The organism is Streptomyces sp. NPDC048623 (genome assembly GCF_040650755.1).
Classification (GTDB): Bacteria; Actinomycetota; Actinomycetes; order Streptomycetales; family Streptomycetaceae; genus Streptomyces.
Map to the genome: position 1 here is coordinate 1 of NZ_JBEZHV010000047.1, position 24,805 is coordinate 24,805.

The 24,805-nt window shown below is 72.4% G+C and carries 20 protein-coding genes; 16 read left to right on the forward strand and 4 right to left on the reverse strand.

The window, feature by feature from the left end; all coding sequences use genetic code 11:
* Window positions 1-339 precede the first annotated feature (339 nt).
* From leuS to AB0C73_RS35400, 5 genes are all read left to right on the forward strand, one after another.
* Window positions 340-3,210, forward strand: a complete 2,871-nt coding sequence (gene leuS, locus AB0C73_RS35380) for a leucine--tRNA ligase (RefSeq protein WP_362537948.1) — start codon at window positions 340-342, stop codon at window positions 3,208-3,210.
* A 133-nt stretch (window positions 3,211-3,343) separates the two neighbouring features.
* The gene (locus AB0C73_RS35385; RefSeq protein WP_362537950.1) at window positions 3,344-4,144 is read left to right on the forward strand and encodes a hypothetical protein; all 801 of its coding nucleotides are present in this window, start codon (window positions 3,344-3,346) and stop codon (window positions 4,142-4,144) included.
* Between the two features lie 182 nt (window positions 4,145-4,326).
* On the forward strand, window positions 4,327-5,172 hold the full coding sequence (locus AB0C73_RS35390; protein WP_362537952.1) for a DegV family protein: 846 nt from the start codon (window positions 4,327-4,329) through the stop codon (window positions 5,170-5,172).
* A 393-nt stretch (window positions 5,173-5,565) separates the two neighbouring features.
* The gene (locus tag AB0C73_RS35395; protein WP_362537954.1) at window positions 5,566-6,360 is read left to right on the forward strand and encodes a ComEA family DNA-binding protein; all 795 of its coding nucleotides are present in this window, start codon (window positions 5,566-5,568) and stop codon (window positions 6,358-6,360) included.
* On the forward strand, window positions 6,357-8,831 hold the full coding sequence (locus AB0C73_RS35400; protein ID WP_362537956.1) for a ComEC/Rec2 family competence protein: 2,475 nt from the start codon (window positions 6,357-6,359) through the stop codon (window positions 8,829-8,831). The genes AB0C73_RS35395 and AB0C73_RS35400 overlap by 4 nt, the downstream gene beginning before the upstream one ends.
* Window positions 8,832-8,971: 140 nt before the next feature.
* Here AB0C73_RS35400 and AB0C73_RS35405 read toward each other — a convergent pair whose 3' ends face one another.
* Window positions 8,972-9,217 carry a hypothetical protein gene (locus AB0C73_RS35405; RefSeq protein WP_362537958.1) on the reverse strand — a complete coding sequence of 82 codons (246 nt, stop codon included), beginning with the start codon at window positions 9,215-9,217 and terminating at the stop codon, window positions 8,972-8,974.
* A gap of 56 nt (window positions 9,218-9,273) precedes the next feature.
* Here AB0C73_RS35405 and holA point away from each other — a divergent pair, with 56 nt between their 5' ends.
* Window positions 9,274-10,263 carry a DNA polymerase III subunit delta gene (gene holA, locus AB0C73_RS35410; RefSeq protein ID WP_362537960.1) on the forward strand — a complete coding sequence of 330 codons (990 nt, stop codon included), beginning with the start codon at window positions 9,274-9,276 and terminating at the stop codon, window positions 10,261-10,263.
* Window positions 10,264-10,487: 224 nt separating this feature from the next.
* Here the strand turns inward: holA and rpsT are convergent, their stop codons facing one another.
* Window positions 10,488-10,754 carry a 30S ribosomal protein S20 gene (gene rpsT, locus AB0C73_RS35415; RefSeq protein WP_362537962.1) on the reverse strand — a complete coding sequence of 89 codons (267 nt, stop codon included), beginning with the start codon at window positions 10,752-10,754 and terminating at the stop codon, window positions 10,488-10,490.
* Window positions 10,755-10,939: 185 nt separating this feature from the next.
* Here rpsT and lepA point away from each other — a divergent pair, with 185 nt between their 5' ends.
* The 3 genes from lepA (at window position 10,940) to hemW (ending at window position 16,178) form a co-directional block, all read left to right on the forward strand.
* Window positions 10,940-12,808 (forward strand): translation elongation factor 4, encoded by a 1,869-nt coding sequence (lepA, locus tag AB0C73_RS35420; RefSeq protein ID WP_362537964.1) that lies wholly within the window; start codon window positions 10,940-10,942, stop codon window positions 12,806-12,808.
* 169 nt (window positions 12,809-12,977) lie between these two features.
* Window positions 12,978-14,855 (forward strand): long-chain fatty acid--CoA ligase, encoded by a 1,878-nt coding sequence (locus tag AB0C73_RS35425; RefSeq protein WP_362537966.1) that lies wholly within the window; start codon window positions 12,978-12,980, stop codon window positions 14,853-14,855.
* Window positions 14,856-14,945: 90 nt separating this feature from the next.
* The gene (gene hemW / locus AB0C73_RS35430) at window positions 14,946-16,178 is read left to right on the forward strand and encodes a radical SAM family heme chaperone HemW (protein WP_362537968.1); all 1,233 of its coding nucleotides are present in this window, start codon (window positions 14,946-14,948) and stop codon (window positions 16,176-16,178) included.
* Window positions 16,179-16,195: 17 nt separating this feature from the next.
* Here the strand turns inward: hemW and AB0C73_RS35435 are convergent, their stop codons facing one another.
* Together AB0C73_RS35435 and AB0C73_RS35440 are read right to left on the reverse strand one after the other, a co-directional pair.
* Window positions 16,196-16,999 (reverse strand): DUF3097 domain-containing protein, encoded by an 804-nt coding sequence (locus AB0C73_RS35435; protein ID WP_362537970.1) that lies wholly within the window; start codon window positions 16,997-16,999, stop codon window positions 16,196-16,198.
* 73 nt (window positions 17,000-17,072) lie between these two features.
* Window positions 17,073-17,852 carry an MBL fold metallo-hydrolase gene (locus tag AB0C73_RS35440; RefSeq protein ID WP_362537972.1) on the reverse strand — a complete coding sequence of 260 codons (780 nt, stop codon included), beginning with the start codon at window positions 17,850-17,852 and terminating at the stop codon, window positions 17,073-17,075.
* 164 nt (window positions 17,853-18,016) lie between these two features.
* Between AB0C73_RS35440 and hrcA the strand changes: the two genes are divergently transcribed.
* From hrcA to AB0C73_RS35475, 7 genes are all read left to right on the forward strand, one after another.
* The gene (gene hrcA / locus AB0C73_RS35445; protein WP_362537974.1) at window positions 18,017-19,036 is read left to right on the forward strand and encodes a heat-inducible transcriptional repressor HrcA; all 1,020 of its coding nucleotides are present in this window, start codon (window positions 18,017-18,019) and stop codon (window positions 19,034-19,036) included.
* Window positions 19,037-20,176 (forward strand): molecular chaperone DnaJ, encoded by a 1,140-nt coding sequence (dnaJ, locus tag AB0C73_RS35450; RefSeq protein WP_362537975.1) that lies wholly within the window; start codon window positions 19,037-19,039, stop codon window positions 20,174-20,176.
* Window positions 20,177-20,382: 206 nt separating this feature from the next.
* A complete protein-coding gene (locus AB0C73_RS35455) occupies window positions 20,383-21,501 on the forward strand; it encodes a nitronate monooxygenase (RefSeq protein ID WP_362537977.1) in 1,119 nt (372 codons plus the stop codon).
* Complete coding sequence (locus tag AB0C73_RS35460) at window positions 21,498-22,241, forward strand: 16S rRNA (uracil(1498)-N(3))-methyltransferase (RefSeq protein WP_362537979.1); 744 nt, start codon at window positions 21,498-21,500, stop codon at window positions 22,239-22,241. Before AB0C73_RS35455 ends, AB0C73_RS35460 begins: the two co-directional genes overlap by 4 nt.
* 132 nt (window positions 22,242-22,373) lie before the next feature.
* Window positions 22,374-22,733: a histidine triad nucleotide-binding protein gene (locus AB0C73_RS35465; protein ID WP_362537985.1), complete on the forward strand. Its 360-nt coding sequence runs from the start codon at window positions 22,374-22,376 to the stop codon at window positions 22,731-22,733.
* 15 nt (window positions 22,734-22,748) lie between these two features.
* The gene (locus AB0C73_RS35470) at window positions 22,749-23,651 is read left to right on the forward strand and encodes a ribonuclease Z (protein WP_362537981.1); all 903 of its coding nucleotides are present in this window, start codon (window positions 22,749-22,751) and stop codon (window positions 23,649-23,651) included.
* A 12-nt stretch (window positions 23,652-23,663) separates the two neighbouring features.
* Window positions 23,664-24,662 carry an adenosine deaminase gene (locus tag AB0C73_RS35475; RefSeq protein ID WP_362537983.1) on the forward strand — a complete coding sequence of 333 codons (999 nt, stop codon included), beginning with the start codon at window positions 23,664-23,666 and terminating at the stop codon, window positions 24,660-24,662.
* Window positions 24,663-24,805 lie beyond the last annotated feature (143 nt).

Here is a 24,805-nt window from a genome sequence, read left to right on the forward strand (position 1 = left end):
TATAAAAATTTTTTGATTTCTCCATATTTTGAATTTCTTTTTTATTATATTTAAATAACTAATAACAAAAAAAAACAATGCCGGCCCCACGTAACCCCCCCCCCCGCTTCTTCGTTCTCCGGTACCGGTCCCCGGAACGCCGGTGCGGCCCGATCGGGCCCTGCGGTACCCTGACGCCATGCGTGCCGTACGCCTTCTGCTTAGCGAGCCGCGCTGATCAGTCCCGACGGATGAAGATCCGGTCGGCATCGGCGCGGCGTCCCCTCCTGTGCGAGGGGATTTTTCATTTCGTGGCAGTGCTGGCAGTGGGCAGAGACGATCGATGGAGCTTCAAGGATCATGACCGAGATCAACACGGCTGCCGAGACGGCGGCCCCGCATCGCTACACGGCGGCCCTGGCCGCCGACATCGAGGCACGCTGGCAGGACGCCTGGGACGCCGAGGGCACCTACGAGGCCCCGAACCCCAGCGGTGACCTGGCCGGGGACGCGGCCCTCGCGGCCCGCCCCAAGAAGTTCATCATGGACATGTTCCCGTACCCGTCGGGTGCGGGCCTGCACGTCGGTCACCCTCTGGGCTACATCGCCACCGACGTCTTCGCCCGCCACGCGCGCATGACCGGCCACAACGTCCTGCACACCCTGGGCTTCGACGCCTTCGGCCTGCCCGCCGAGCAGTACGCGGTGCAGACCGGCACGCACCCCCGTGTGTCGACCGAGGCCAACATGGAGAACATGAAGGTCCAGCTGCGTCGGCTGGGCCTGGGCCACGACAAGCGCCGGTCGTTCGCCACGATCGACCCGGAGTACTACAAGTGGACCCAGTGGATCTTCCTGCAGATCTTCAACTCCTGGTACGACACCGAGGCCCGGAAGGCCCGCCCGATCGCCGAGCTGGTCGAGCAGTTCGAGAACGGCACCCGTGAGATCCCCGGCTCCGCGCGCACGTGGAGCGAGTTGAGCGCCGTCGAGCGCGCCGACGTCCTGGGCGAGTACCGCCTGGCGTACGCCTCCGACGCCCCGGTCAACTGGTGCCCCGGCCTGGGCACCGTCCTGGCCAACGAGGAGGTCACCGCCGACGGACGCTCCGAACGCGGCAACTTCCCCGTCTTCAAGGCCAAGCTGCGCCAGTGGAACATGCGCATCACCGCCTACGCGGACCGCCTGCTCGACGACCTGGACGGCCTGGACTGGCCCGAGGCCATCAAGCTGCAGCAGCGCAACTGGATCGGCCGCTCCGAGGGCGCGCGGGTCGACTTCCAGGTCGGCGACACCGGTGCGATCACCGTCTTCACCACCCGTCAGGACACCCTGTTCGGCGCCACCTACATGGTGCTGGCCCCCGAGCACGACCTGGTCGAGAAGATCGTCCCGGCCGTCTGGCCCGAGGGCACCCACGACGTGTGGACCGGCGGCCACGCCACCCCGGCCGAGGCCGTCGACGCCTACCGCAAGCAGGCCGCCGCCAAGTCCGACGTGGAGCGGCAGGCCGAGGCCAAGGACAAGACCGGCGTCTTCACCGGCGCGTACGCGACCAACCCGGTCAGCGGCGAGCAGGTCCCCGTCTTCATCGCCGACTACGTCCTGATGGGCTACGGCACCGGCGCCATCATGGCCGTCCCGGCGCACGACACCCGCGACTTCGCCTTCGCGCGCGCCTTCGAGCTGCCGATGCGCTGCGTCGTCGAGCCGAGCGACGAGCGTGGCACCGACCCGTCGGCGTGGGACGACGCCTTCGCCTCGTACGAGGCGAAGCTGATCAACTCCTCCAACGAGGAAGTGGTGCTGGACGGCCTGGGCGTCGTGGAGGCCAAGGAGCGGATCACCGCCTGGCTGACCGACCGCGGCATCGGCGAGGGCACCGTCAACTTCCGCCTGCGCGACTGGCTGTTCAGCCGGCAGCGCTACTGGGGCGAGCCCTTCCCGATCGTCTACGACGAGGCCGGCATCGCCCACCCGCTGCCCGAGTCCATGCTGCCGCTGGAGCTGCCGGAGGTCGAGGACTACTCGCCGCGCACCTTCGACCCGGACGACGCGGACACCCAGCCGGAGACCCCGCTGTCCCGCAACGAGGACTGGGTCAACGTCACCCTGGACCTGGGCGACGGCCCCAAGAAGTACCGCCGCGAGACCAACACCATGCCCAACTGGGCCGGTTCCTGCTGGTACGAGCTGCGCTACCTGGACCCGCACAACGACCAGAAGCTGGTCGACCCGGCCATCGAGCAGTACTGGATGGGCCCGCGCGAGGGCATGCCCACCGGTGGCGTCGACCTGTACGTCGGCGGCGCCGAGCACGCCGTGCTGCACCTGCTGTACGCCCGCTTCTGGTCCAAGATCCTGTTCGACCTGGGCCACATCTCCTCGGCCGAGCCCTTCCACAAGCTGTACAACCAGGGCATGATCCAGGCCTTCGTCTACCGGGACTCCCGCGGCATCGCCGTCCCGGCCGCCGAGGTCGAGGAGCGCGACGGCGCCTACTGGTACGAGGGCGAGAAGGTCAGCCGCGTCCTGGGCAAGATGGGCAAGTCCCTGAAGAACGCGGTCACCCCCGACGAGATCTGCACCGAGTACGGCGCCGACACCCTGCGCCTGTACGAGATGGCCATGGGCCCGCTGGACGTCTCCCGCCCGTGGGACACCCGCGCCGTCGTCGGCCAGTACCGTCTGCTGCAGCGTCTGTGGCGCAACATCGTCGACGAGACGACCGGCGAGGTCACCGTCGTCGGCGAGGCCGCCGACGAGGACACCCTGCGCGCCCTGAACAAGGCCATCGACGGGGTCGCCCAGGACATGGCGGCGATGCGCTTCAACACCGCCATCGCCAAGATCACCGAGCTGAACAACCACCTGACCAAGTCCGGTGGCACGGTGTCCCGCCCGGTCGCCGAGCAGCTGGTGCGCCTGATCGCCCCGCTGGCCCCGCACATCGCCGAGGAGCTGTGGCACCGCCTGGGCCACGCCGACTCCGTCGTCCACCAGGACTTCCCGGTCGCGGATCCGGCCTACGTCGTGGACGAGACCGTGACCTGCGTCGTGCAGATCAAGGGCAAGGTCAAGGCCCGCCTGGAGGTCTCCCCGTCGATCACCGACGCCGAGCTTGAGGCGCTGGCCCTGGGTGACGCCCACGTCGTCGCGGCGCTGGGCGGCGCACAGATCCGCAAGGTGATTGTCCGCGCGCCGAAGCTGGTCAACATCGTCGCCGGCTGACACCGTCGGCCGCTGTTCCGGGCCGTCCCCTAGGGGAGCGGTGGGGGCAGGTTGGGGGTTCGTTCGGAACCACCGGCCTGCCCCCTCCGTTTACCGTGGAAGAACCACATTCCAGGCCGGAGGGGCGACGCTCATGGAAGCCGCGATCACGATCATGGCGCTGTTGTTCGTCGCCTTCGTGGCGCTCGGGATCTACGCCACGGTGAAGGTCGCCAAGGCGGCCAAGCGCGGCGTCGACCGCACCATCGACCAGGCCCGGCGCACGGTCGAGGACACCACGCTGCGCGCCAAGAGTTTCGGCCAGACCGGCGTCGCGAGCGAGCTGGCCCAGCTGCGGCTCTCGCTGCGCACCTCGATGCGCGCCACCCAGGAGTCCCTGCACGCCGGAGTCGCCGAGGACGCCTCGCTCAAGGAGTCCCTGGACCTCTTCCAGCGGCTGAGCGCGCACGGGCGCGAGCTCGACGAGGACCTCAAGCGGCTGGAGCGCGAGCCGGACCGGGCCCATGTCGCGGCCCAGCTGCCCGAGCTGCGCAGGCGCACCGAGCAGATCACCCACTCCGCCGACGCGCTGCGCTTCGCCGCCCGCGACCGCGCCCGCAAGTTCGCCGAGGACGACCTGTCCTCGCTGAGCGCCCAGATCGACGTGGAGGCGGGTGCCCTGCGCCACTGGACCAGCGCGGACACAACCGGGGAGACGGCGACCGGCCAGAACCATGGCCAGAACCAGAGCCAGGGGCGGAGCCGGGGCGGTCAGGGGCAGGGGTGGCCGGCGGCCGGGGCTCCGGCGGCCGGAGCCGAGCAGGGACAGACCTGGCCGGGCGCGGAGACGGGACCGGCCGGTCCCGCCGGGCAGCCGCAGGCGATCACGGGGCCGGACCCGCGTCGCACGGCCTACCCGTGGGAGAAGTCGACCCGTCCGGAGACCACGACCTGAGGCTGCGGCTCACGGCTCTTCACGCCGGCCTCCCGGCCGCCTGCCGGAGGGGTGTCTCCGGCGTCGTGAAGGTGCCTGTTCGTGCGGACGGCAGGCGGATTCCGTGTGGGTCGCGGGCCGGGTGATGCCCGTGCCGGGGCCCGGGCTGCCGTGCGGCGGCCCCTCCGGGTAACCTCCCGCTCATGTCCCGGCATGTCGCGATCGTCACCGATTCCACGGCCTACCTGCCACTTCAGGCGATGGAGCGGCACGCCATCACAGCCGTCCCGCTCACCGTCGTCATCGGCGACCGCGCGCTGGAGGAGGGGACCGAGATCTCTGCCCGCTCGCTGGCGGAGGCCCTGCACAAGCGCCGTCTGGTGACCACCTCCCGGCCCGCGCCCGAGGTCTTCGCGGCCACCTACCGGGCCGCCGCCGAGGCGGGCGCGCAGGGCGTCGTCTCCCTCCACCTCTCCGGCGAGATCTCCGGCACCTACGACGCGGCCGTGCTCGCCGCCAAGGACGCCCCCGTGCCCGTACGGGTCGTCGACACCCGCATGGTGGGCATGGCCCTCGGCTTCTGCGCCCTCGCGGCGGCGGAGGTCGCCGACGCGGGCGGCTCGCTCGACGAGGCCGTCGCCGCCGCCGAGAAGCGGGCGTCCGGCACCTCCGCCTTCTTCTATGTCGACACCCTCGACTATCTGCGTCGCGGCGGGCGGATCGGCGCCGCGCAGGCGCTCCTCGGCTCCGCGCTGGCCGTGAAGCCGCTGCTCGAACTCGAGGGTGGGCGGATCGAGCTGCGCGAGAAGGTGCGCACGGCGTCCAAGGCGATCGCTCGCCTCGAAGAGATCGCGGTCGAGCGGGCCGGCGCCGGGGCCGTCGACATCGCCGTGCACCACCTGTCTGCGCCTGAGCGGGCCGCGGCGCTCGCCGAGCGGCTGCGCGAGCGTCTCCCGGCCGTCGAGGACCTCCAGGTCACCGAGGTCGGCGCGGTCATCGGCGCGCACACCGGGCCGGGTCTCCTCGCGGTCGTCGTCTCGCCGCGCTGACGCCATCCCCCGTGCGGGTGACGGAGTTTTCCACAACTCGGCGGTTGTCCACGGAAATCGGTCTGCCCCGGCTGCGGGGTCCGCGGGCGCCCTACCGTCGATGTCATGACTCTTCGCACACACATCGCATCACGTCGTAACGGGCCCACCAGCGGGCCGGGCCGGGCACCCGGCTCGGATGGCAGGGCCAGGATCAGGCCCGCGAGCACCGGGACCCGGCGGCGCCGCGCGGCCGGCGCGGTCACGTCCCCGACGGCGGGACGGCGCCGGGGCGAGGCCCTGTTCCCACCGAGCGCCCCACCGGCTCCGCCACCGGTAATCCCATTGGCACCGCCACCGCCACCGCCACCGCCACCGGCGCCCGGGCCGCCCGCCGCGCCGTTACCGCCGTCGGTGGCGCCCTCGACGGAGCCCGAGGCCGCCGAGCGGGAGCGGGCCGGACCTCAACCGCCCTTGCGGCGCGGGGAGATGCTCCGGCTCGCGGTGCGGGACCGGATGCCGCTGTGGGTGCAGTCCCGGTGCGGGCTCGAACGGCGCCCGCTGGCCGCGCTCGCCGTGGTCCTCGTGGTCGCCGCCGGCGGCGCGGGAGCGTACTTCTGGGCGGGGCGGCCGCAGCAGATCAGGGCACCCGAGGTGGTCGCGGCGGCCCGGCCGCTGCCCGAGATCCGGCCGGCGGCCCCGGGGGCTGCCGCGCCCCCGCCGACAGAGGTGGGCACGGTCACGGCCCCGAGCGCGGCGGCGGTGGTCGTGGTGGATGTCGGCGGCAAGGTGCTCAGGCCCGGGGTGTTCACCCTGCCCGCGGGCTCACGGGTCACCGACGCCCTCCGCGCGGCGGGCGGCATCCGGCCGGGCACGGACCTGACGGGCCTCAACCGGGCCCGGGTGCTGATGGACGGCGAGCAGGTCGTGGTCGGGCTGCCGGCCACGGCCGGCGGGGCGGCGGGTGTCGCGGCGGCGGGTGCTCCCGCGGCAGCGTCGGGTGCACCGGGCGCGGTGAGTCCGCTGAGCCTGAACACGGCGACCGTGGAACAGCTCGACGCACTGCCCGGGGTGGGCCCGGTCCTCGCCCGGCACATCGTGGAACACCGCGTGGAGCACGGCGGGTTCCGCTCGGTCGCCGAGCTGCGGGACGTCAACGGGATCGGCGCGCGCCGGTTCGCGGACCTCGCGCCGCTGGTCCGGCCGTGAGCGCGGGCCTGCGTGCGGCACCGCCCGATACCGCGTCGTCCCAGGCCGCGCCGGCCCGGGACGAGGGGCCGGCGGATCTGCGGCTGGTGCCGCCGGCCCTCGCCGCCTGGGGCGGGGCGGCCCTCGCGGTGGGCGTGGCCGGCTGGTGGACGGTCGCCGGTGTGCTGCTCTGTCTTGCCGGCGCGGGGTTGCTTCTGGTCCCGGCCGCCCGGCGGGGGCCGCGGGCGACGGCCTGCGCGGCGGTGCTGCTCTGCACGGCGGCGGGTGCGGCGTCCGCCGGACTGCACGCGGCAGACCTGCGGCGGGGACCGGTGCCCGGAGTCGCCCGTACCGAGGCCCGGGTGACGGCAGAGCTGACGGTCACCGCCGACCCCCGGCTCACCTCGCCGAAGGTCCGCGGAAGCCGGGCCGCTCCGGTGACCGTGGTCGTGGAGGGCGAGGTGACACGGGTCGAGGCGAGGGACGGCGCGGCGCACCGGACCCGGGCGCCGGTCCTGGTCCTGGTGACGGCGGGGGAAGGACGTGGGGCGTGGCTGGCGCTGCTGCCGTCGACCCGGTTGCGGGTGTCGGGCCGGCTGGGCGTCCCGGTCCGTCCCGGTGATCCGTACGCGGCGGTGCTGCGGGCCGACGGCGGCGGGCCGCCGCGGATCACCGGCCCGCCCAGTGCGCTCCAGCGCACGGCGGGTGGGTTGCGGGCCGGGCTGAGGCGGGCGACGGAGGGGCTGGCGTCCGATGCCCGGGCGCTGTTGCCGGGCCTGGTGGTCGGTGACACCTCCCGGGTCGGGCCCGAGCTGAAGGAGGCCTTCGAGGCCACCGATCTGACTCACCTCCTTGCCGTCTCCGGATCGAATCTGACCGTCGTCCTGCTGCTGCTCATCGGCCGGCCGGGGACCGCGCAGCTGGTCGAGCGGGGCGGTCTTGCTCCCCGGATCGGTCTCCCGCTGCGTGCCACGGCGCTGACCGGAGGTGGGCTCACGCTGGCGTTCGTGGTGGTGTGCCGGCCCGATCCGAGCGTGCTGCGGGCGGCGGCCTGCGGGCTGGTCACGCTGCTCGCCGTCGCGACCGGACGGCGGCGCTCACTGATCCCGGCGCTGGCCGCGGCGGTCCTTGTCCTGGTCCTCTACGACCCGTGGCTGGCGCGGAGTTACGGCTTCCTGCTCTCGGTCCTGGCCACCGGCGCGCTGCTCACCGTCGCCCCGCGCTGGAGCGAGGCGCTGCGGCGCCGCCGGGTGCCGGACCGGATCGCGGAGGCGCTGGCCGCGACGCTGGCGGCGCAGGCGGTGTGCGCGCCGGTCGTGGTGGTGTTCGCGGCCCGGGTGAGTCTGGTCGCGGTGCCCGCGAACCTGCTCGCCGAGCCGGCGGTGGCCCCGGCCACGGTCCTGGGGTTCCTGGCGCTTGCGCTCGCGCCGGTGTGGCCGGGGGCGGCGCAGGCGGTGGCCTGGTGTGCTGGGGTGCCCGCCGGGTGGATCGCGAAGGTGGCCCGGACCGGGGCGGAGCTGCCCGGGGCGGAGGTGTCCTGGCCGGAGGGCTGGTGGGGCGGACTGCTGCTTGCCCTGCTGACCGGTCTTGTCCTCCTGGCCGTGCGGCGGCTGTCGGGGCGCCGCTGGCTCGGAGTGGGCTGCGCGGTGCTGCTGCTCCTCGCGGTGGTGCGGCCGCCGCCACTGGTCCGGCTGGTCACGGGCTGGCCGCCGCCGGGGTGGGTGTTCGCGATGTGCCAGGTCGGACAGGGTGACGCGACGGTGCTGGCGACCGGCGGGGACACCGCCGTCGTGGTGGACGCCGGACCGGATCCGGCGCCGGTCGACCGGTGTCTGAGGGACCTGGGGGTGCGCCGGATCCCGCTCCTGGTGCTCACCCACTTCCACGCGGACCATGTGGCCGGTCTGCCGGGTGTGCTGCGTGGGCGGGCGGTGGGGGCGATCCAGACGACCAGCCTGGAGGAGCCGCCGGAACAGGCGGACTTCGTGCGGCGCACGGCACGCGCGGCGGGGGTGCCGCTGGTGCGGGCCGTGGCGGGGGAGCGGCGCCGACTGGGGCCGCTGGAGTGGACGGTGCTGTGGCCGGGGGCGGGCCCGATGCCGGTGGAGGCCGGGCCGAACGACGCCAGTGTCGCCCTGCTGGCGCGGACCGCCGGCGGGGTGAGCCTGCTGCTGCTCGGGGACCTCGAACCGCCGTCCCAGCGGTTGTTGGCCCGCGCGTATCCGGGTCTGGCTCCGGTGGATGTCCTGAAGGTCGCGCACCATGGCTCGGCGCGGCAGGACCCGGGGCTGATACGGGCGGTGCGGCCGCGGCTCGCGCTGGTGTCGGCGGGGCGGGACAACCCGTACGGCCATCCGTCACCACTGACGGTGGCGGCGCTGCGGGCGGGCGGGGCGCGGGTGCTGAGCACGGACCGGGACGGGGCCATCGCGGTGAGCGGGACGGGTGCCGGGCTGACGGCCCGCACGCTCCCGGGCGAGCCCGGCCGGTGACCCCTCTCAACTGCCGTCGCCGCTGCGTGAACTGCCCGAGGTTCCCGAGGCGCCCGAAAAGCAGCCGGTCCCCGCGCACGCCCAGCGCGCCATCCCGGCGCCGCGTCGATGCCGACGTCCCTGTGAGGCTCAGGGCGGCTCTACGGGCCCTCCAGCCAGCCCTCGTACTCGGCGGCCAGCTCGTCCAGGGCCGCCGGGTCGAGGCGGCCCTGCGGGTCCTCGACCACGACGAGCCACTGGGCGTCCTCCGCGTCGTCCTCGCCCGCCAGGGCGTCCCGGACGAGCTGCGGCTCCTCGGCCACGCCGAAGCGGTCCGGCAGCTCCCGCGCGACCTCCTCGGCCGCGTCGCGGTCGGGCAGCACCAGTACGTGTCTCACATCGCTCACGCGCACATTCTCGACCACGGCCGGACTGTCGGTGGCGCGTGGGATCCTTGACCGCGATGGCCACCAAGAAGTCTTCCCCCGACGATCTCCTCGCCCCCGTCACGCTCGCCGTGGGCCAGGAGGACCTGCTGCTCGACCGAGCCGTCCGCGAGGTGGTGGCGGCCGCCCGGGCCGCCGACGCCGACACGGACGTGCGCGACCTCGCCCCCGAGCAGCTCCAGCCCGGTGCGCTCGCGGAGCTGACCAGCCCCTCGCTGTTCGCCGAGCGCAAGGTCCTGGTCATGCGGAACGCGCAGGACCTGCCGGCCGACACCATCAAGGAGATCAAGGCCTACCTCGACCACCCGGCCGAGGAGATCACCCTCGTGGTGCTGCACGCCGGCGGCGCCAAGGGCAAGGGACTCCTCGACGCCGCCCGCAAGGCCGGCGCCCGCGAGGTGGCCTGCCCCAAGACCACCAAGCCCGCCGAGCGGCTCACCTTCGTCCGGCAGGAGTTCCGCACCCTCGGCCGCTCGGCCACGCCCGAGGCCTGCCAGGCGCTCGTCGATGCCATCGGCAGCGACCTGCGGGAGCTGGCCTCCGCCGCGGCGCAGCTGACCGCGGACGTCGACGGCACCATCGACGAGGCGGTCGTCGGGCGCTACTACACGGGCCGCGCCGAGGCCTCGTCCTTCACAGTCGCCGACCGCGCCGTCGAGGGCCGTGCCGCGGAGGCCCTGGAGGCCCTGCGCTGGTCCCTGTCGACCGGCGTCGCGCCCGTCCTGATCACCAGCGCGCTCGCCCAGGGCGTCCGGGCCATCGGCAAGCTGTCCTCGGCCCGCGGCGGCCGCCCCGCCGACCTCGCCCGCGAGCTCGGCATGCCGCCCTGGAAGATCGACCGGGTCCGCCAGCAGATGCGCGGCTGGACCCCCGACGGCGTCTCCATCGCCCTGCGCGCGGTCGCCGAGGCCGACGCCGGCGTCAAGGGCGGCGGCGACGACCCCGAGTACGCCCTGGAGAAGGCGGTCGTCACGATCGCCCGCGCCGCCCGTATGCGCCGCCCCTGACGCACTCGCCCGGCCCGCCTCGTACACCTGGACGTGCCAGAGGCCTGGGAAAGCCGCAGGCCCCGCCGGCCTCCTGGGGAAGGAGAACGGCGGGGCCTGTGGTGTGTTGCATGAGGTGGCCCGTACACGCGTGGCGAACGCGTCTCGCGTACGAGGCCGTGGTGGCCGTCGGGAGCGGTTAGAGGGCCCGCTGGAGTCCCGTACGGCCGGTCACATCAGAGAGCTCAGCCCTGGAGGGTGGCAACCTTGGTGGCCAGCGCCGACTTCTTGTTGGCGGCGGCGTTCTTGTGGATGACACCCTTCGAGACGGCCTTGTCGAGCTTCCGCGACGCCTCGCGAGCGGCAACGGTGGCCTTCTCGAGGTCGCCGGCGGCGACAGCCTCACGGGCCTTGCGGATCGCGGTCTTGAGCGACGACTTGACGGCCTTGTTGCGCAGGCGCGCCTTCTCGTTGGTCTTGTTCCGCTTGATCTGGGACTTGATGTTCGCCACGAAAAGAGCCTTTACAGGTTCGATGTTTCTTCAGGATGTGCCACGCAGCTGAGAGGGCACACGAGACACAGCCGTCCACGATATCAGCCGCTCTCCACACCGCCCAAACCGAGCACCCGCCCGCAGTCATGGGACCATGGAGCCTACGTATCCGTTCTGAACATCGCCCGAGACGAGAACCCTGCGTGCCCGCGACTCCTACCAACGTGCCCGAGCCGAGCCGTACCGACCCGGCTCTGATCCGCAATTTCTGCATCATCGCGCACATCGACCACGGCAAGTCGACGCTTGCCGACCGGATGCTCCAGCTGACCGGCGTGGTCGACCAGCGGCAGATGCGCGCCCAGTATCTCGACCGGATGGACATCGAGCGTGAGCGCGGCATCACGATCAAGTCCCAGGCGGTCCGTCTGCCCTGGGCCCCCACCGAGGGGCCGGAGCAGGGCCGGACGCACATCCTGAACATGATCGACACGCCGGGGCACGTCGACTTCACCTACGAGGTCTCGCGTTCGCTCGCCGCCTGCGAGGGCACGATCCTGCTGGTGGACGCCGCCCAGGGCATCGAGGCGCAGACGCTGGCGAACCTCTATCTGGCGATGGAGAACGACCTCACCATCGTTCCGGTGCTCAACAAGATCGACCTGCCGGCCGCCCAGCCGGAGAAGTTCGCCGAGGAGCTCGCCAACCTCATCGGCTGCCAGCCCGAGGACGTCCTCAAGGTCTCCGCCAAGACCGGCCTGGGCGTCGAGGCGCTGCTCGACCGCGTCGTCCGGGACATCCCGGCCCCCGTCGGCAACGCCGACGCCCCGGCCCGCGCGATGATCTTCGACTCGGTCTACGACTCCTACCGCGGTGTCGTCACCTACGTCCGGGTCGTCGACGGCCAGCTCAACAAGCGCGAGCGCATCAGGATGATGTCGACCGGCGCCACCCACGAGCTCCTGGAGATCGGCACCAACTCGCCCGAGATGCTGCCGGCCGACGGCCTCGGCGTCGGCGAGGTGGGCTACCTCATCACCGGTGTGAAGGACGTCCGCCAGTCCAAGGTCGGTGACACGATCACCTCCCAGTCCAAGGGCGCCGAGGAGGCGCTCGGCGGCTACAAGGACCCGAAGCCGATGGTGTTCTCGGGCCTCTACCCGCTGGACGGCTCGGACTACCCCGAGCTGCGCGACGCCCTCGACAAGCTCCAGCTCAACGATGCCGCACTGGTGTACGAGCCCGAGACCTCCGCGGCCCTCGGCTTCGGTTTCCGCGTGGGCTTCCTCGGCCTGCTCCACCTCGACGTGATCCGCGAGCGGCTGGAGCGCGAGTTCGGCCTCGACCTGATCGCCACGGCCCCCAACGTGGTCTACCGCGTGGTCATGGAGGACCGCAGCGAGCACACGGTCACCAACCCGAGCGAGTTCCCCGAGGGCAAGATCGACGAGGTGTACGAGCCGGTCGTGCGCGCCACGATCCTCGCGCCCGCCGAGTTCATCGGTTCCATCATGGAGCTGTGCCAGACCCGGCGCGGCACCCTCCTCGGCATGGACTACCTCTCCGAGGACCGGGTCGAGATCCGCTACACCCTCCCGCTCGCCGAGATCGTCTTCGACTTCTTCGACCAGCTGAAGTCCAAGACCCGCGGCTACGCCTCGCTCGACTACGAGCCCACCGGCGAGCAGAGCGCCTCCCTCGTCAAGGTCGACATCCTGCTGCACGGCGACAAGGTCGACGCCTTCTCCGCGATCACCCACAAGGACGCGGCGTACGCGTACGGTGTGCGGCTCGTCGCCAAGCTGCGCGAGCTCATCCCGCGGCAGGCCTTCGAGGTGCCCATCCAGGCCGCCATCGGCTCCCGGGTCATCGCCCGCGAGACCATCCGCGCCATCCGCAAGGACGTCCTCGCCAAGTGCTACGGCGGTGACATCTCCCGTAAGCGGAAGCTGCTCGAGAAGCAGAAGGAAGGCAAGAAGCGGATGAAGATGGTCGGCTCCGTGGAGGTCCCGCAGGAGGCCTTCATCGCCGTCCTCTCCAGCGACGAAGCGTCGGGCAAGGCGAAGAAGTAGCCGCCCGTGCCGCTGCGAACGGGTCTGTGCGCCGACGGCGCACAGACCCGTTCGTTATAAGCAAGCCCTTACGTGCCAGTCTCCGGCGCTCTACTCTGAAGCCGCTCGAAGGTTACTCGCCAGTTAGTTACGCCCCGCCTGACCGCACCGCCGCCGCCCGGAGGACGTCGTGAGCGACACACAGACCCTGATCGAGAACCGGCCGCCGTCCGTTGCGGCGCTCTTCCTGGAGCGCGTCGAGCGGACCCCGGACGCCGAGGCCTACCGTTACCCGGTGCCGGCCGCCTCCGGCCAGGGTCCCGACGACTGGAAGTCGCTCAGCTGGGCCCAGGCCGCCGAACGCGTCCACGCCATCGCCGCTGGCCTCATCGACCTCGGCGTCGAGCCCGAGGAGCGGGTCGCCCTCGCCTCCGCCACCAGGGTCGAATGGATCCTCGCCGACCTCGGCGTCATGTGTGCCGGCGCCGCCGTCACCACCGTCTATCCGCAGACCAACGCCGAGGAGTCGGCGTTCATCCTCTCCGACTCCGACTCGCGCGTCCTGATCGCCGAGAACGCCGCCCAGCTCGCCAAGGCCGTCGAACGGCGTGCCGAGCTGCCGCACCTCCACCACGTGGTCGTCATCGACACCGAGGGCGTCGACACCACCGACGAGTGGGTGCTCACCCTCGCCGACCTGGAGGCCCGCGGCAAGGCGTACCTGGAGAAGCACCCCGAGGTCGTCAAGGAGCGGGTCGCCGCGATCACCGCCGACCAGCTCGCCACCCTCATCTACACCTCCGGCACCACCGGCCGCCCCAAGGGCGTGCGCCTGCGCCACGACAGCTGGTCGTACATGGCCAAGGCCATCGCCGCCACCGGCCTGGTCACCCAGGACGACGTGCAGTACCTGTGGCTGCCGCTCGCCCACGTCTTCGGCAAGGTGCTCACCTCCGGCCAGATCGAGGTCGGTCACGTCACCGCCGTCGACGGCCGTATCGACAAGATCATCGTCAATCTGCCGATCGTGCAGCCCACCTACATGGCGGCCGTCCCCCGCATCTTCGAGAAGGTCTACAACGGTGTCGCGGCCAAGGCCCGCGAGGGCGGCGGCGCCAAGTACAAGATCTTCCAGTGGGCCGCCGGGGTCTCCCGCGAGTACGCCAAGGTCACCCAGGACAACTTCCGCCGCACCGGCACCGCCTCCGCGCCCTTCGGCCTCGCCGCCAAGCACAAGATCGCCGACGCGCTCGTCTACAAGAAGCTCCGCGAGGCCTTCGGCGGCCGGCTGCGCGCCGCCGTCTCCGGCTCCGTCGCCCTCGCCCCCGAGATCGGCTACTTCTTCTCCGGCGCCGGCATCCACATCCTGGAGGGCTACGGCCTGACGGAGTCCTCCGCCGCCTCCTTCGTCAACCCCGGCGAGGCCTACCGCACCGGCACCGTCGGCAAGCCGCTCCCCGGCACCGAGGTGCGCATCGCCGACGACGGCGAGATCCTGCTGCGCAGCCCCGGCATCATGGAGGGCTACCACGGCCTGCCGGAGAAGACCGCCGAGGTCCTGGAGCCCGACGGCTGGTTCCACACCGGTGACATCGGCGAACTCTCCGCCGACGGCTACCTGCGGATCACCGACCGCAAGAAGGACCTGTTCAAGACCTCCGGCGGCAAGTACATCGCCCCGACGGAGATCGAGGGCCAGTTCAAGGCCGTCTGCCCGTTCGTCTCCAACATCGTGGTGCTCGGCGCCGACCGGAACTACTGCACCGCGCTCATCGCCCTCGACGAGCCCTCCATCCTCGGCTGGGCCGCCGAGCACGGCCTCGCCGGGAAGTCGTACGCCGAGGTCGTCGCCGCCCCGCAGACCGAGCAGCTCATCGAGGGCTACGTCACCCGCCTCAACGAGGGCCTGCAGCGCTGGCAGACCATCAAGAAGTTCCGCCTCCTGCCGCGCGACCTCGACGTCGAGCACGGCGAGCTCACGCCGAGCCTGAAGATGAAGCGCCCGGTGGTGGAGCGGACGTACCAGCACCTGATCGAGGAGATGTACGCGGGGGCGCGGGAGGCCTGAGCCGCAGGCCGCTGACCTGGGCTCTTCCCGGGTGCGTGGAGTTATCCACAGGACCGGCGGGACCGTCGGGCAGTACGCGACAATGGCTGCATGCCTTCCGTACTGCCTGATGGTGAGCCCATGCCCGAGGACGGGGCGCTGCCCGCCCACGCCCTTCGGGGTGCCGGGGAGCGACCCCTCGGGTTCTATCTGCACGTGCCGTACTGCGCCACCCGGTGCGGTTACTGCGACTTCAACACCTACACCGCGAGCGAGCTGCGCGGTGCCGGCGGGGTGCTCGCCTCGCGGGACAACTACGCGGGGCAGGTCGTCGAGGAGATACGGCTGGCCCGCAAGGTGCTCGGCGACGACCCGCGGCCGGTGCGGACCGTCTTCGTCGGCGGCGGCACGCCCACGCTGCTCGACGCGGGCGACCTCGTGACGATGCTCGGCGCGATCCGGGACGAGTTCGGGCTCGCCGACGACGCCGAGGTGACCACGGAGGCCAACCCGGAGTCCGTCGACCCCGCGTATCTGGCCACGCTGCGCGAGGGCGGCTTCAACCGGATCTCCTTCGGCATGCAGAGCGCCCGGCAGCACGTCCTGAAGGTCCTCGACCGCACCCACACCCCCGGGCGGCCCGAGGCCTGCGTCGGCGAGGCGCGGGCGGCCGGCTTCGAGCACGTCAACCTCGACCTCATCTACGGCACGCCCGGCGAGTCCGACGACGACTGGCGGGCCTCGCTCGACGCGGCGATCGGCGCCGGACCCGACCACATCAGCGCCTATGCGCTGATCGTCGAGGAGGGCACCCAGCTCGCCCGGCGCATCCGGCGCGGCGAGATACCCATGACCGACGACGACGTGCACGCCGACCGGTACCTGATCGCGGAGGACGTGCTCTCCGGCGCGGGCTTCCAGTGGTACGAGGTCTCCAACTGGGCCACCTCCGACGCCGGCCGCTGCCTCCACAACGAGCTCTACTGGCGCGGCGCCGACTGGTGGGGCGCCGGCCCCGGCGCCCACAGCCACGTCGGCGGCGTCCGCTGGTGGAACGCGAAGCACCCCGGCGCGTACGCGGCCGCCCTGGCCGCAGGCCGTTCCCCCGGCGCCGGACGCGAGGTCCTCACGGAGGAGGACCGCCGCGTGGAGCGGGTGCTCCTGGAGCTGCGCCTCCGCGAGGGCGCCGAGCTCGGCCTGCTCAAGCCGGCGGGCCTGGCCGCGGCCGGCCGCGCGCTCGGTGACGGGCTCCTGGCGGAGGAGCCGTACGCCCAGGGCCGGGCGGTGCTGACCCTGCGGGGCCGGCTGCTGGCGGACGCGGTGGTGCGGGACCTGGTGGACTAGCCGGGGCCCCGGCGTGCCTACGGTGCCGTCACGAAATCGATCAGCTCCTCCACCCGGCCGAGGAGTTCCGGTTCCAGGTCCTTGTAGGAGGTGACCCGGGACAGGATGTGCTGCCAGGCCGCGCCGGTGTTGTCCGGCCAGCCCAGGGCGCGGCAGATGCCGGTCTTCCAGTCCTGGCCGCGGGGGACGGTGGGCCAGGAGGGGATGCCGAGGGCGGAGGGTTTCACCGCCTGCCAGATGTCGATGTAGGGGTGGCCGACGACGAGGACGTCGGGGGAGGAGACCTGGGCGGCGATGCGGGACTCCTTGGAGCCGGTCACCAGGTGGTCGACCAGGACGCCGAGCCGGGCGTCCGGGGCCGGGGCGAACTCGGCGACCACGGCCGGGAGGTCGTCGACGCCCTCCAGGTACTCCACGACCACGCCCTCGATCCGCAGGTCGTCGCCCCAGACCCGTTCCACCAGTTCCGCGTCGTGCCGGCCCTCGACGTAGATCCGGCCCGCGCGGGCCACCCGGGCCCGGGCGCCGGGTACGGCGATCGAGCCCGAGGCGGTACGGGCGGGCCGGGACGGGGCCGGGCCGGAGGGGCGGACCAGGGTGACCGGGCGGCCCTCCAGGAGGAAGCCGCGCGGCTCCAGCGGGAAGACCCGGTGCTTGCCGAAGCGGTCCTCCAGGGTCACGGTGCCCGCCTCGCAGCGGATCACCGCCCCGCAGAAGCCCGTCGTGGCCTCCTCGACCACGAGGTCACGGTCGGCCGGCACCTCCGGCACGGGCGCCGAACGCTTCCAGGGCGGGGTGAGATCCGGGTTGTAGCTGCGCATGGGCTCGATTCTCGTCGATGACGCGTCAGTTCTCGGGCGTGGCCCGCTCGTTCGGGCGAGGCGACGGCACTCGCTACGACACCGCGAAGCGGCGTGCCAGTTCATCGCGCTGGCGCCGTACGAACGCCGCGTCCACCGCCGCGCCGTGCCCCGGCACGTACACCGCGTCCTCCCCGCCGAGGGCGAGCAGCCGGTCGAGGGCGGCGGGCCAGCGCGCCGGCAGGGCGTCCGGACCGGCCTGCGGCTCGCCGGACTCCTCGACCAGGTCGCCGCAGAACACCACCTCGCGCCCGCCCGGGACGGGGACCAGGAGGGCCAGGTCGTGGCCGGAGTGGCCGGGGCCGACGTTGGCCAGGAGGACCTGGCGGCCGCCCAGGTCGAGGGTCCACTCGCCGGTCACGGTGTGCCTCGGCGCGACGAGCACCTCGGCCGCCTCCGCCGCGGCCGCCTCGTCCACCCCCTGCCGTACCGCGTCCTCGCGCAGCGCCCCCGCCTCCTGCCGCAGCAGCGCGTCCACACCCACCGCGCCGAACACCTCGGCCCCGGCGAAGACCGCCGTGCCGAGCACATGGTCGAAGTGCGGATGGCTGAGTGCGATGTGTGTCACCCTGCGGCCGCCCGTGAGAGCCGCCACATCCGCGTGCAGCTCGGTGCCCTGCGCGAGCGTGGCGCCCGTGTCGTACAGCAGCACCGCGTCCCGGCCGACGACCAGGCCCGCCGTGGCGTCCCAGCCCGCCAGCCTGCACTGGCCCACGCCGGGCCCCAGGCGCTCCCAGCCCCGTTCCTCCCAGCCGATGCCGTCTTCCCCGTCGATTGTGGAGTGGTCCCCGTCGATGTTCCTGCCGTGATCCATACCGTGACGCTAATACCGTGAGCCGCTCCGACGCCGCCTCCTTGCCAGGAGCGACGTCCGCCGCCGTACACTGGCCGGGGGATTGCTGGCACTCGGACAGGGCGAGTGCCAAAACCGGAGCAACCGGAACCGGAACGACAGAACGACAGCTGGAGGTGCGCGCGATGCTCAGCGAACGCAGGCTCGAGGTGTTGCGCGCCATCGTCCAGGACTATGTCGGCACCGAGGAGCCCGTCGGCTCCAAGGCGCTGACCGAGCGCCACCGCCTCGGCGTGTCGCCCGCCACCGTCCGCAACGACATGGCGGTCCTGGAGGAGGAGGGCTACATCGCCCAGCCCCACACCAGCGCCGGCCGCATCCCCACCGACAAGGGCTACCGCCTCTTCGTCGACCGGCTCGCCGGCGTCAAGCCGCTGTCCACCCCCGAGCGGCGGGCGATCCACAACTTCCTCGACGGCGCCGTCGACCTCGACGACGTCGTGGGCCGCACGGTGCGGCTGCTCGCGCAGCTGACCCGGCAGGTCGCCGTCGTGCAGTACCCGTCGCTGACCCGTTCGACGGTCCGGCACGTGGAACTGCTCGCGCTGGCGCCCGCCCGGCTGATGCTGGTGCTGATCACCGACACCGGCCGGGTCGAGCAGCGTGTCGTCGACTGCCCGGCGCCGTTCGGCGAGACCTCCCTCGCCGATCTGCGGGCGCGGCTCAACAGCCGTGTCGTCGGCCGCCGTTTCGCGGACGTGCCGCAGTTGGTGCAGGACCTGCCCGAGTCCTTCGAGGAGATCGAGGACCGCGGCACGGTCTCGACCGTGCTCGCGACCCTCCTCGAAACCCTCGTGGAGGAGCAGGAGGAGCGGCTCATGATCGGCGGCACCGCCAATCTGACCCGCTTCGGACACGACTTCCCCCTGACGATCAGGCCCGTCCTGGAGGCCCTTGAGGAGCAGGTCGTGCTCCTCAAGCTCCTGGGCGAGGCAAAGGAATCCGGCATGACCGTACGGATCGGGCACGAGAACGCCCATGAGGGCCTCACGTCCACATCCGTCGTCTCGGTCGGCTACGGTTCCGGCGGCGAGGCAGTCGCCAAACTCGGCGTGGTCGGACCGACCCGCATGGACTACCCCGGAACGATGGGAGCGGTACGCGCAGTGGCACGTTACGTCGGACAGATCCTGGCGGAGTCGTAAGTGGCCACCGACTACTACGCCGTACTGGGCGTACGCCGCGACGCGTCGCAGGACGAGATCAAGAAGGCCTTCCGCCGACTCGCCCGCGAGCTCCACCCGGACGTGAACCCGGATCCGAAGACCCAGGAGCGGTTCAAGGAGATCAACGCCGCTTACGAGGTGCTGTCGGACCCGCAGAAGAAGCAGGTCTACGACCTCGGCGGCGACCCGCTGTCCGCCTCCGGCGGCGGCGCGGGGGCCGGTGGCTTCGGCGCGGGCGGCTTCGGGAACTTCTCGGACATCATGGACGCCTTCTTCGGTACGGCGTCCCAACGCGGCCCGCGCTCGCGCACCCGGCGCGGCCAGGACGCGATGATCCGCCTGGAGGTCACCCTCGACGAGGCGGCCTTCGGCACCACCAAGGACATCCAGGTCGACACGGCCGTCGTATGCGCCACCTGCTCCGGCGAGGGCGCCGCGCCCGGCACCTCCGCGCAGACCTGTGACATGTGCCGCGGCCGCGGCGAGGTCTCCCAGGTCACCCGGTCCTTCCTGGGCCAGGTCATGACCTCGCGCCCCTGCCCGCAGTGCCAGGGCTTCGGCACGGTCGTCCCGACCCCGTGCCCCGAGTGCGCGGGTGACGGGCGCGTCCGGTCCCGCCGCACCCTCACCGTCAAGATCCCGGCCGGTGTCGACAACGGCACCCGGATCCAGCTCGCGGGCGAGGGCGAGGTCGGCCCCGGCGGCGGCCCCGCCGGCGACCTGTACGTCGAGATCCACGAGATCCCGCACGAGACCTTCCAGCGCCGTGGCGACGACCTGCACTGCACGGTCACCCTGCCGATGACGGCGGCGGCCCTCGGCACGAAGGTGCAGCTCCAGACCCTCGACGGTCTGGAGGACGTCGACATCCGCCCGGGCACCCAGTCCGGCCAGTCGATCCCGCTGCACGGCCGCGGCGTCACCCACCTGCGCGGCAACGGCCGCGGCGACCTGATCGTGCACGTCGAGGTCCAGACCCCGACCAAGCTCGACCCGGAACAGGAGCGCCTGCTGCGCGAACTGTCGAAGCTGCGCGGCGAGGAACGCCCGCAGGGCCAGTTCCAGCCGGGGCAGCAGGGGCTGTTCTCGCGGTTGAAGGACGCCTTCAACGGGCGGTAGGCGCCGGACTGCCGGGGGTCCGGGGGTTGTCCCCCGGGCCGGCACAGGCAGCCGGGACAGCAGGGCCTGTTCTCGCGGTTGAAGGACGCCTTCAACGGGCGCTGAGCCCGGTTTCGTACGCGTACGTTCGTGAGGGGCGTCCCGCACTCTGTGTGGGGCGCCCCTCACGTTGCGGGGTCGTCGGGGCGGCATGACACGATGCCTGCATGTCCACCGCACTGAACGATCTCTCGCGTCTTCCGATCGTGCAGGCCCCCATGGCGGGTGGCGCCTCCTGTCCCGAGCTCGTCGGTGCCGTGTGCGAGGCCGGGGCGCTCGGCTTCCTGGCCGGCGGGTACAAGACCGCCGGCGGGCTCTATCAGGAGATCAAGCAGGTCCGCGCGCTCACCGCGCGCCCCTTCGGGGTGAACCTCTTCATGCCGCCGGGCGGCCAGGCCGCCGACCGGGCCGCCGTCGAGGTGTACCGGCACCAGCTGGCGGGCGAGGCGAGCTGGTACGAGACCCCGCTCGGCGACCCCGACCACGGCCGGGACGACGCGTACGACGCCAAGCTGGCGATCCTGCTCGACGACCCGGTCCCCGTCGTGTCCTTCACCTTCGGCTGCCCCGACCGCGACGCGCTCGACGCGTTCGCCCGCGTCGGTACGTACACGATCGTCACCGTCACCTCGGTCGCGGACGCCCGTACCGCCGAGCGCGCCGGTGCCGCCGCCATCTGTGTGCAGGGCATCGAGGCGGGCGGGCATCAGGGCACGTATCGTGACGACTCGGCCGACGCGCCCGGCACGGGCAGCGGGCGTGGGCGCGGGCTGCTCGCGCTGCTCACCGAGGTGCGCGAGAGCGTGCGCCTGCCGATCGTGGCGACCGGCGGGATCATGCGTGGCCGGCAGATCGCGGCCGTGCTCGCGGCCGGTGCCGATGCCGCGCAGCTCGGCACGGCGTTCCTGGTGTGTCCCGAGTCGGGTGCGCATCCGCTGCACAAGCGGGCCCTGACCGACCCGCTGTTCACGCACACCGAACTGACCAGAGCGTTCTCCGGGCGCCCGGCGCGCGGCCTGGTGAACCGTTTCCTGCGCGAGCACGGGCCGTACGCCCCCGCCGCGTACCCCGAGGTCCACCACCTCACCGCCCCGCTGCGCAGGGCGGCGGCGACGGCCGGGGACCCGCAGGGGATGGCCCTGTGGGCCGGTCAGGGGCACCGGCTGGCCCGCGAGCTGCCGGCCGGACGCCTCGTCGAGCTGCTCGCCGCAGAACTGGCCGAAGAACTCGGCACCGTACGCACCTTCGCCCTCCCCTCCGACACCAGCACCAGGAGCCACCCGTGACCGCACCCGTCTTCGTCGTCGACGCCGTGCCCGCCGTCGGCGGGTTCCTCCTCGACGGGCCCGAGGGCCGGCACGCCGTGTCCGTGAAGCGGCTGCGCGCGGGCGAGGAGCTGGTGCTCACCGACGGGCGGGGCGCCTGGGCCGCGTGCACGGTCGCCGCCGCCGAGGGCAAGGACCAGCTGACCGTCGAGGTCACCGCCGTCCACGAGGACCCCGAGCCCGCGCCCCGCATCACCGTCGTCCAGGCGCTCCCCAAGGGCGACCGGGGCGAACTCGCCGTCGAGACGATGACGGAGACCGGCGTCGACGCGATCGTGCCGTGGGCGGCGAACCGCTGCATCACCCAGTGGAAGGGCGACCGCGGTCTGAAGGCGCTCGCCAAGTGGCGGGCGACCGCCCGTGAGGCCGGGAAGCAGTCCCGGCGGACCCGGTTCCCCGAGGTCGCGGAGCTCATGTCGGGCAAGCAGGTCGCCGCGTTCCTGGCGGAGGCCGCCTTCGCGGCGGTCCTGCACGAGGACCGTGACCACCCGAGCGGTGCGCTGGCGACCGCCGAACTGCCCGCGACCGGCTCGGTCGTCCTGGTCGTCGGGCCGGAGGGCGGGGTGTCGCCGGAGGAGCTCGCGCTCTTCGAGGAGGCGGGCGCCAGGCCGTACCGCCTCGGGCACAGCGTGCTGCGCACGTCCACGGCGGGGACGGCGGCCGCGGCGCTGGTGCTCGGGCGGACCGGCCGCTGGTCGTGAGAGCCGTGGCCCGACATCGAGGCCCGGAGCCGCGGCCTGGCGCTGCGGCCTGTGGATAACTGCCGGGCCGCTCCGGCGGCCCGATAGCATGCGCATGTATCGATGATCGACAGAGGCGAGGAGGACCGGGCCATGGCCGGAGAGCCGCAGAGCGACTGCCTGTTCTGCAAGATCGCGGAGGGGGAGGTCCCGGCGACGATCGTGCGCGAGACGGAGACGACCCTCGCGTTCCGCGACATAAACCCCCAGGCGCCCACGCACGTCCTCGTGATCCCCCGGCTGCACTACCCGGACGCCGCCTCCCTCGCCGCCGCCGCGCCGACGGTCGCCGCGGACATACTGCGCGAGGCCGGTGAGGTCGCGGCGCAGGAGAAGATCGACGGCAGCGGCTTCCGTATCGTCTTCAACACCGGCGCGGGCGCAGGCCAGACCGTCTTCCACGCGCACGCGCACGTGCTGGGCGGCCGCGGTCTCAACTGGCCGCCCGGATAAGGCAGGTCGGTTCCCTTGTCCGTACGCGAACTGGTCGTCCTCGGCACGGCCAGCCAGGTCCCGACCCGGCACCGCAACCACAACGGGTATCTGCTGCGCTGGGACGGGCAGGGCATCCTCTTCGACCCCGGTGAGGGCACCCAGCGGCAGATGCTGCGGGCCGGGGTCGCGGCGCACGACCTGAACCGGATCTGCGTCACGCACTTCCACGGCGACCACTCGCTCGGCCTGGCCGGGGTGATCCAGCGGATCAACCTCGACCAGGTGCCGCACCCGGTCACCGCGCACTACCCGGCGAGCGGGCGGCACTTCTTCGAGCGGCTGCGGTACGCGACGGCCTACCGCGAGACGGTGAAGCTGACCGAGGCGCCGGTCGGCGCCGACGGGCCGCTCGCCGTCACCGACACGTTCACACTGGAGGCTCGGCGGCTCTCCCACCCGGTGGAGTCGTACGGGTACCGGCTCACCGAGCCGGACGGGCGCCGCATACTTCCCGAGCGGCTCGCCGCGCACGGCATAGCCGGCCCCGACGTCGGCCGGATCCAGCGCGAGGGCGTCCTGAACGGCGTCACGCTGGAGGACGTGAGCGAGGTCCGGCGCGGGCAGCGCTTCGCGTTCGTCATGGACACCCGGCTGTGCGACGGGGTGCACGCGCTCGCCGAGGGGGCGGACATGCTCGTCATCGAGTCGACCTTCCTCGACGAGGACGCCCGGCTCGCCGTCGACCACGGACACCTGACGGCCGGTCAGGCCGCGGCGGTGGCGCGGGACGCGGGCGTACGGCATCTGGTGCTCACGCACTTCTCGCAGCGGTACACCGAACCGGGGGAGTTCGAGCGGCAGGCGCGGGCGGCGGGGTTCGAGGGGGAGCTGAGTATTGCCCAGGACCTGATGAGGGTCTCCGTACCGAAGAGATAGAACGAGCGTTTCATGGCTGTCCCCAAGGCCGAACTGCACCTCCACATCGAAGGCACCCTCGAACCCGAGCTCGCCTTCGCCCTCGCCGAGCGCAACGGCGTCACCCTGTCGTACGCGGACACGGAGGCGCTGCGGGAGGCGTACCGCTTCAGCGACCTCCAGTCCTTCCTGGACCTCTACTACTCCCTGATGGCGGTGCTGCGCACCGCCGACGACTTCACCGAGCTCGCCGACGCGTATCTGGCGCGGGCCGCGACGCAGGGCGTGCGGCACGCAGAGATCTTCTTCGACCCGCAGGCGCATGCGGTGCGCGGTGTGCCGATGGGCGTGGTCGTGGAGGGGCTCGGCGCGGCCCTCGACCGCGCCGAGGAGCGCCACGGGATCTCGACCCGGCTCATCATGTGCTTCCTGCGCGACGAGTCGGCCGAGTCCGCGATGGCCACGCTGGAGGCCGCGAAGCCGTATCTGGACCGGATCACCGGGGTCGGTCTGGACTCGGCAGAGGTCGGGCACCCGCCGGCGAAGTTCCGCGAGGTGTACGAGGAGGCCGCGCGGCTCGGCCTGCGCCGGGTCGCCCACGCGGGCGAGGAGGGCCCGGCGGCGTACGTGCGCGAGGCGCTCGACGTCCTCGGTGTCGAGCGCATCGACCACGGCCTGCGCTGCCTTGAGGACCCGGAACTGGTGGAGCGCCTGGTCCGGGACCGGGTGCCGCTGACGCTGTGCCCGCTGTCGAACGTGCGGCTGCGGGCGGTCGACGTCCTGGAGGAGCACCCGCTGCGCGAGATGCTGGCGGTGGGGCTGATGGCGACGGTCAACTCGGATGACCCGGCGTACTTCGGGGGGTACGTCGGGGACAACTTCGACGCGGTGCGGGGTGCGCTGGGGCTGGAGCCCGAACAGTTGCGGACCCTCGCCCGGAACTCCTTCCTGGCGTCGTTCCTGGAGGACGAGGAGGAGCGGCGGGAGCGGTACCTGGCGGAGGTCGAGGCGTACGAGTTCGGCGTGGCGTAACGGGACGGCGGGGCGGGGCGCCTGCGGCGGGCCTTCCCCCACCCCGCCCCTTCCCTCAACCGGGGCTCCGCCCCGGACCCCGAAGCCCGGACCCGGCCCGGGGCGGGCGACCCACACGCGCCGCCCCTGGCAACGCCAGCGGG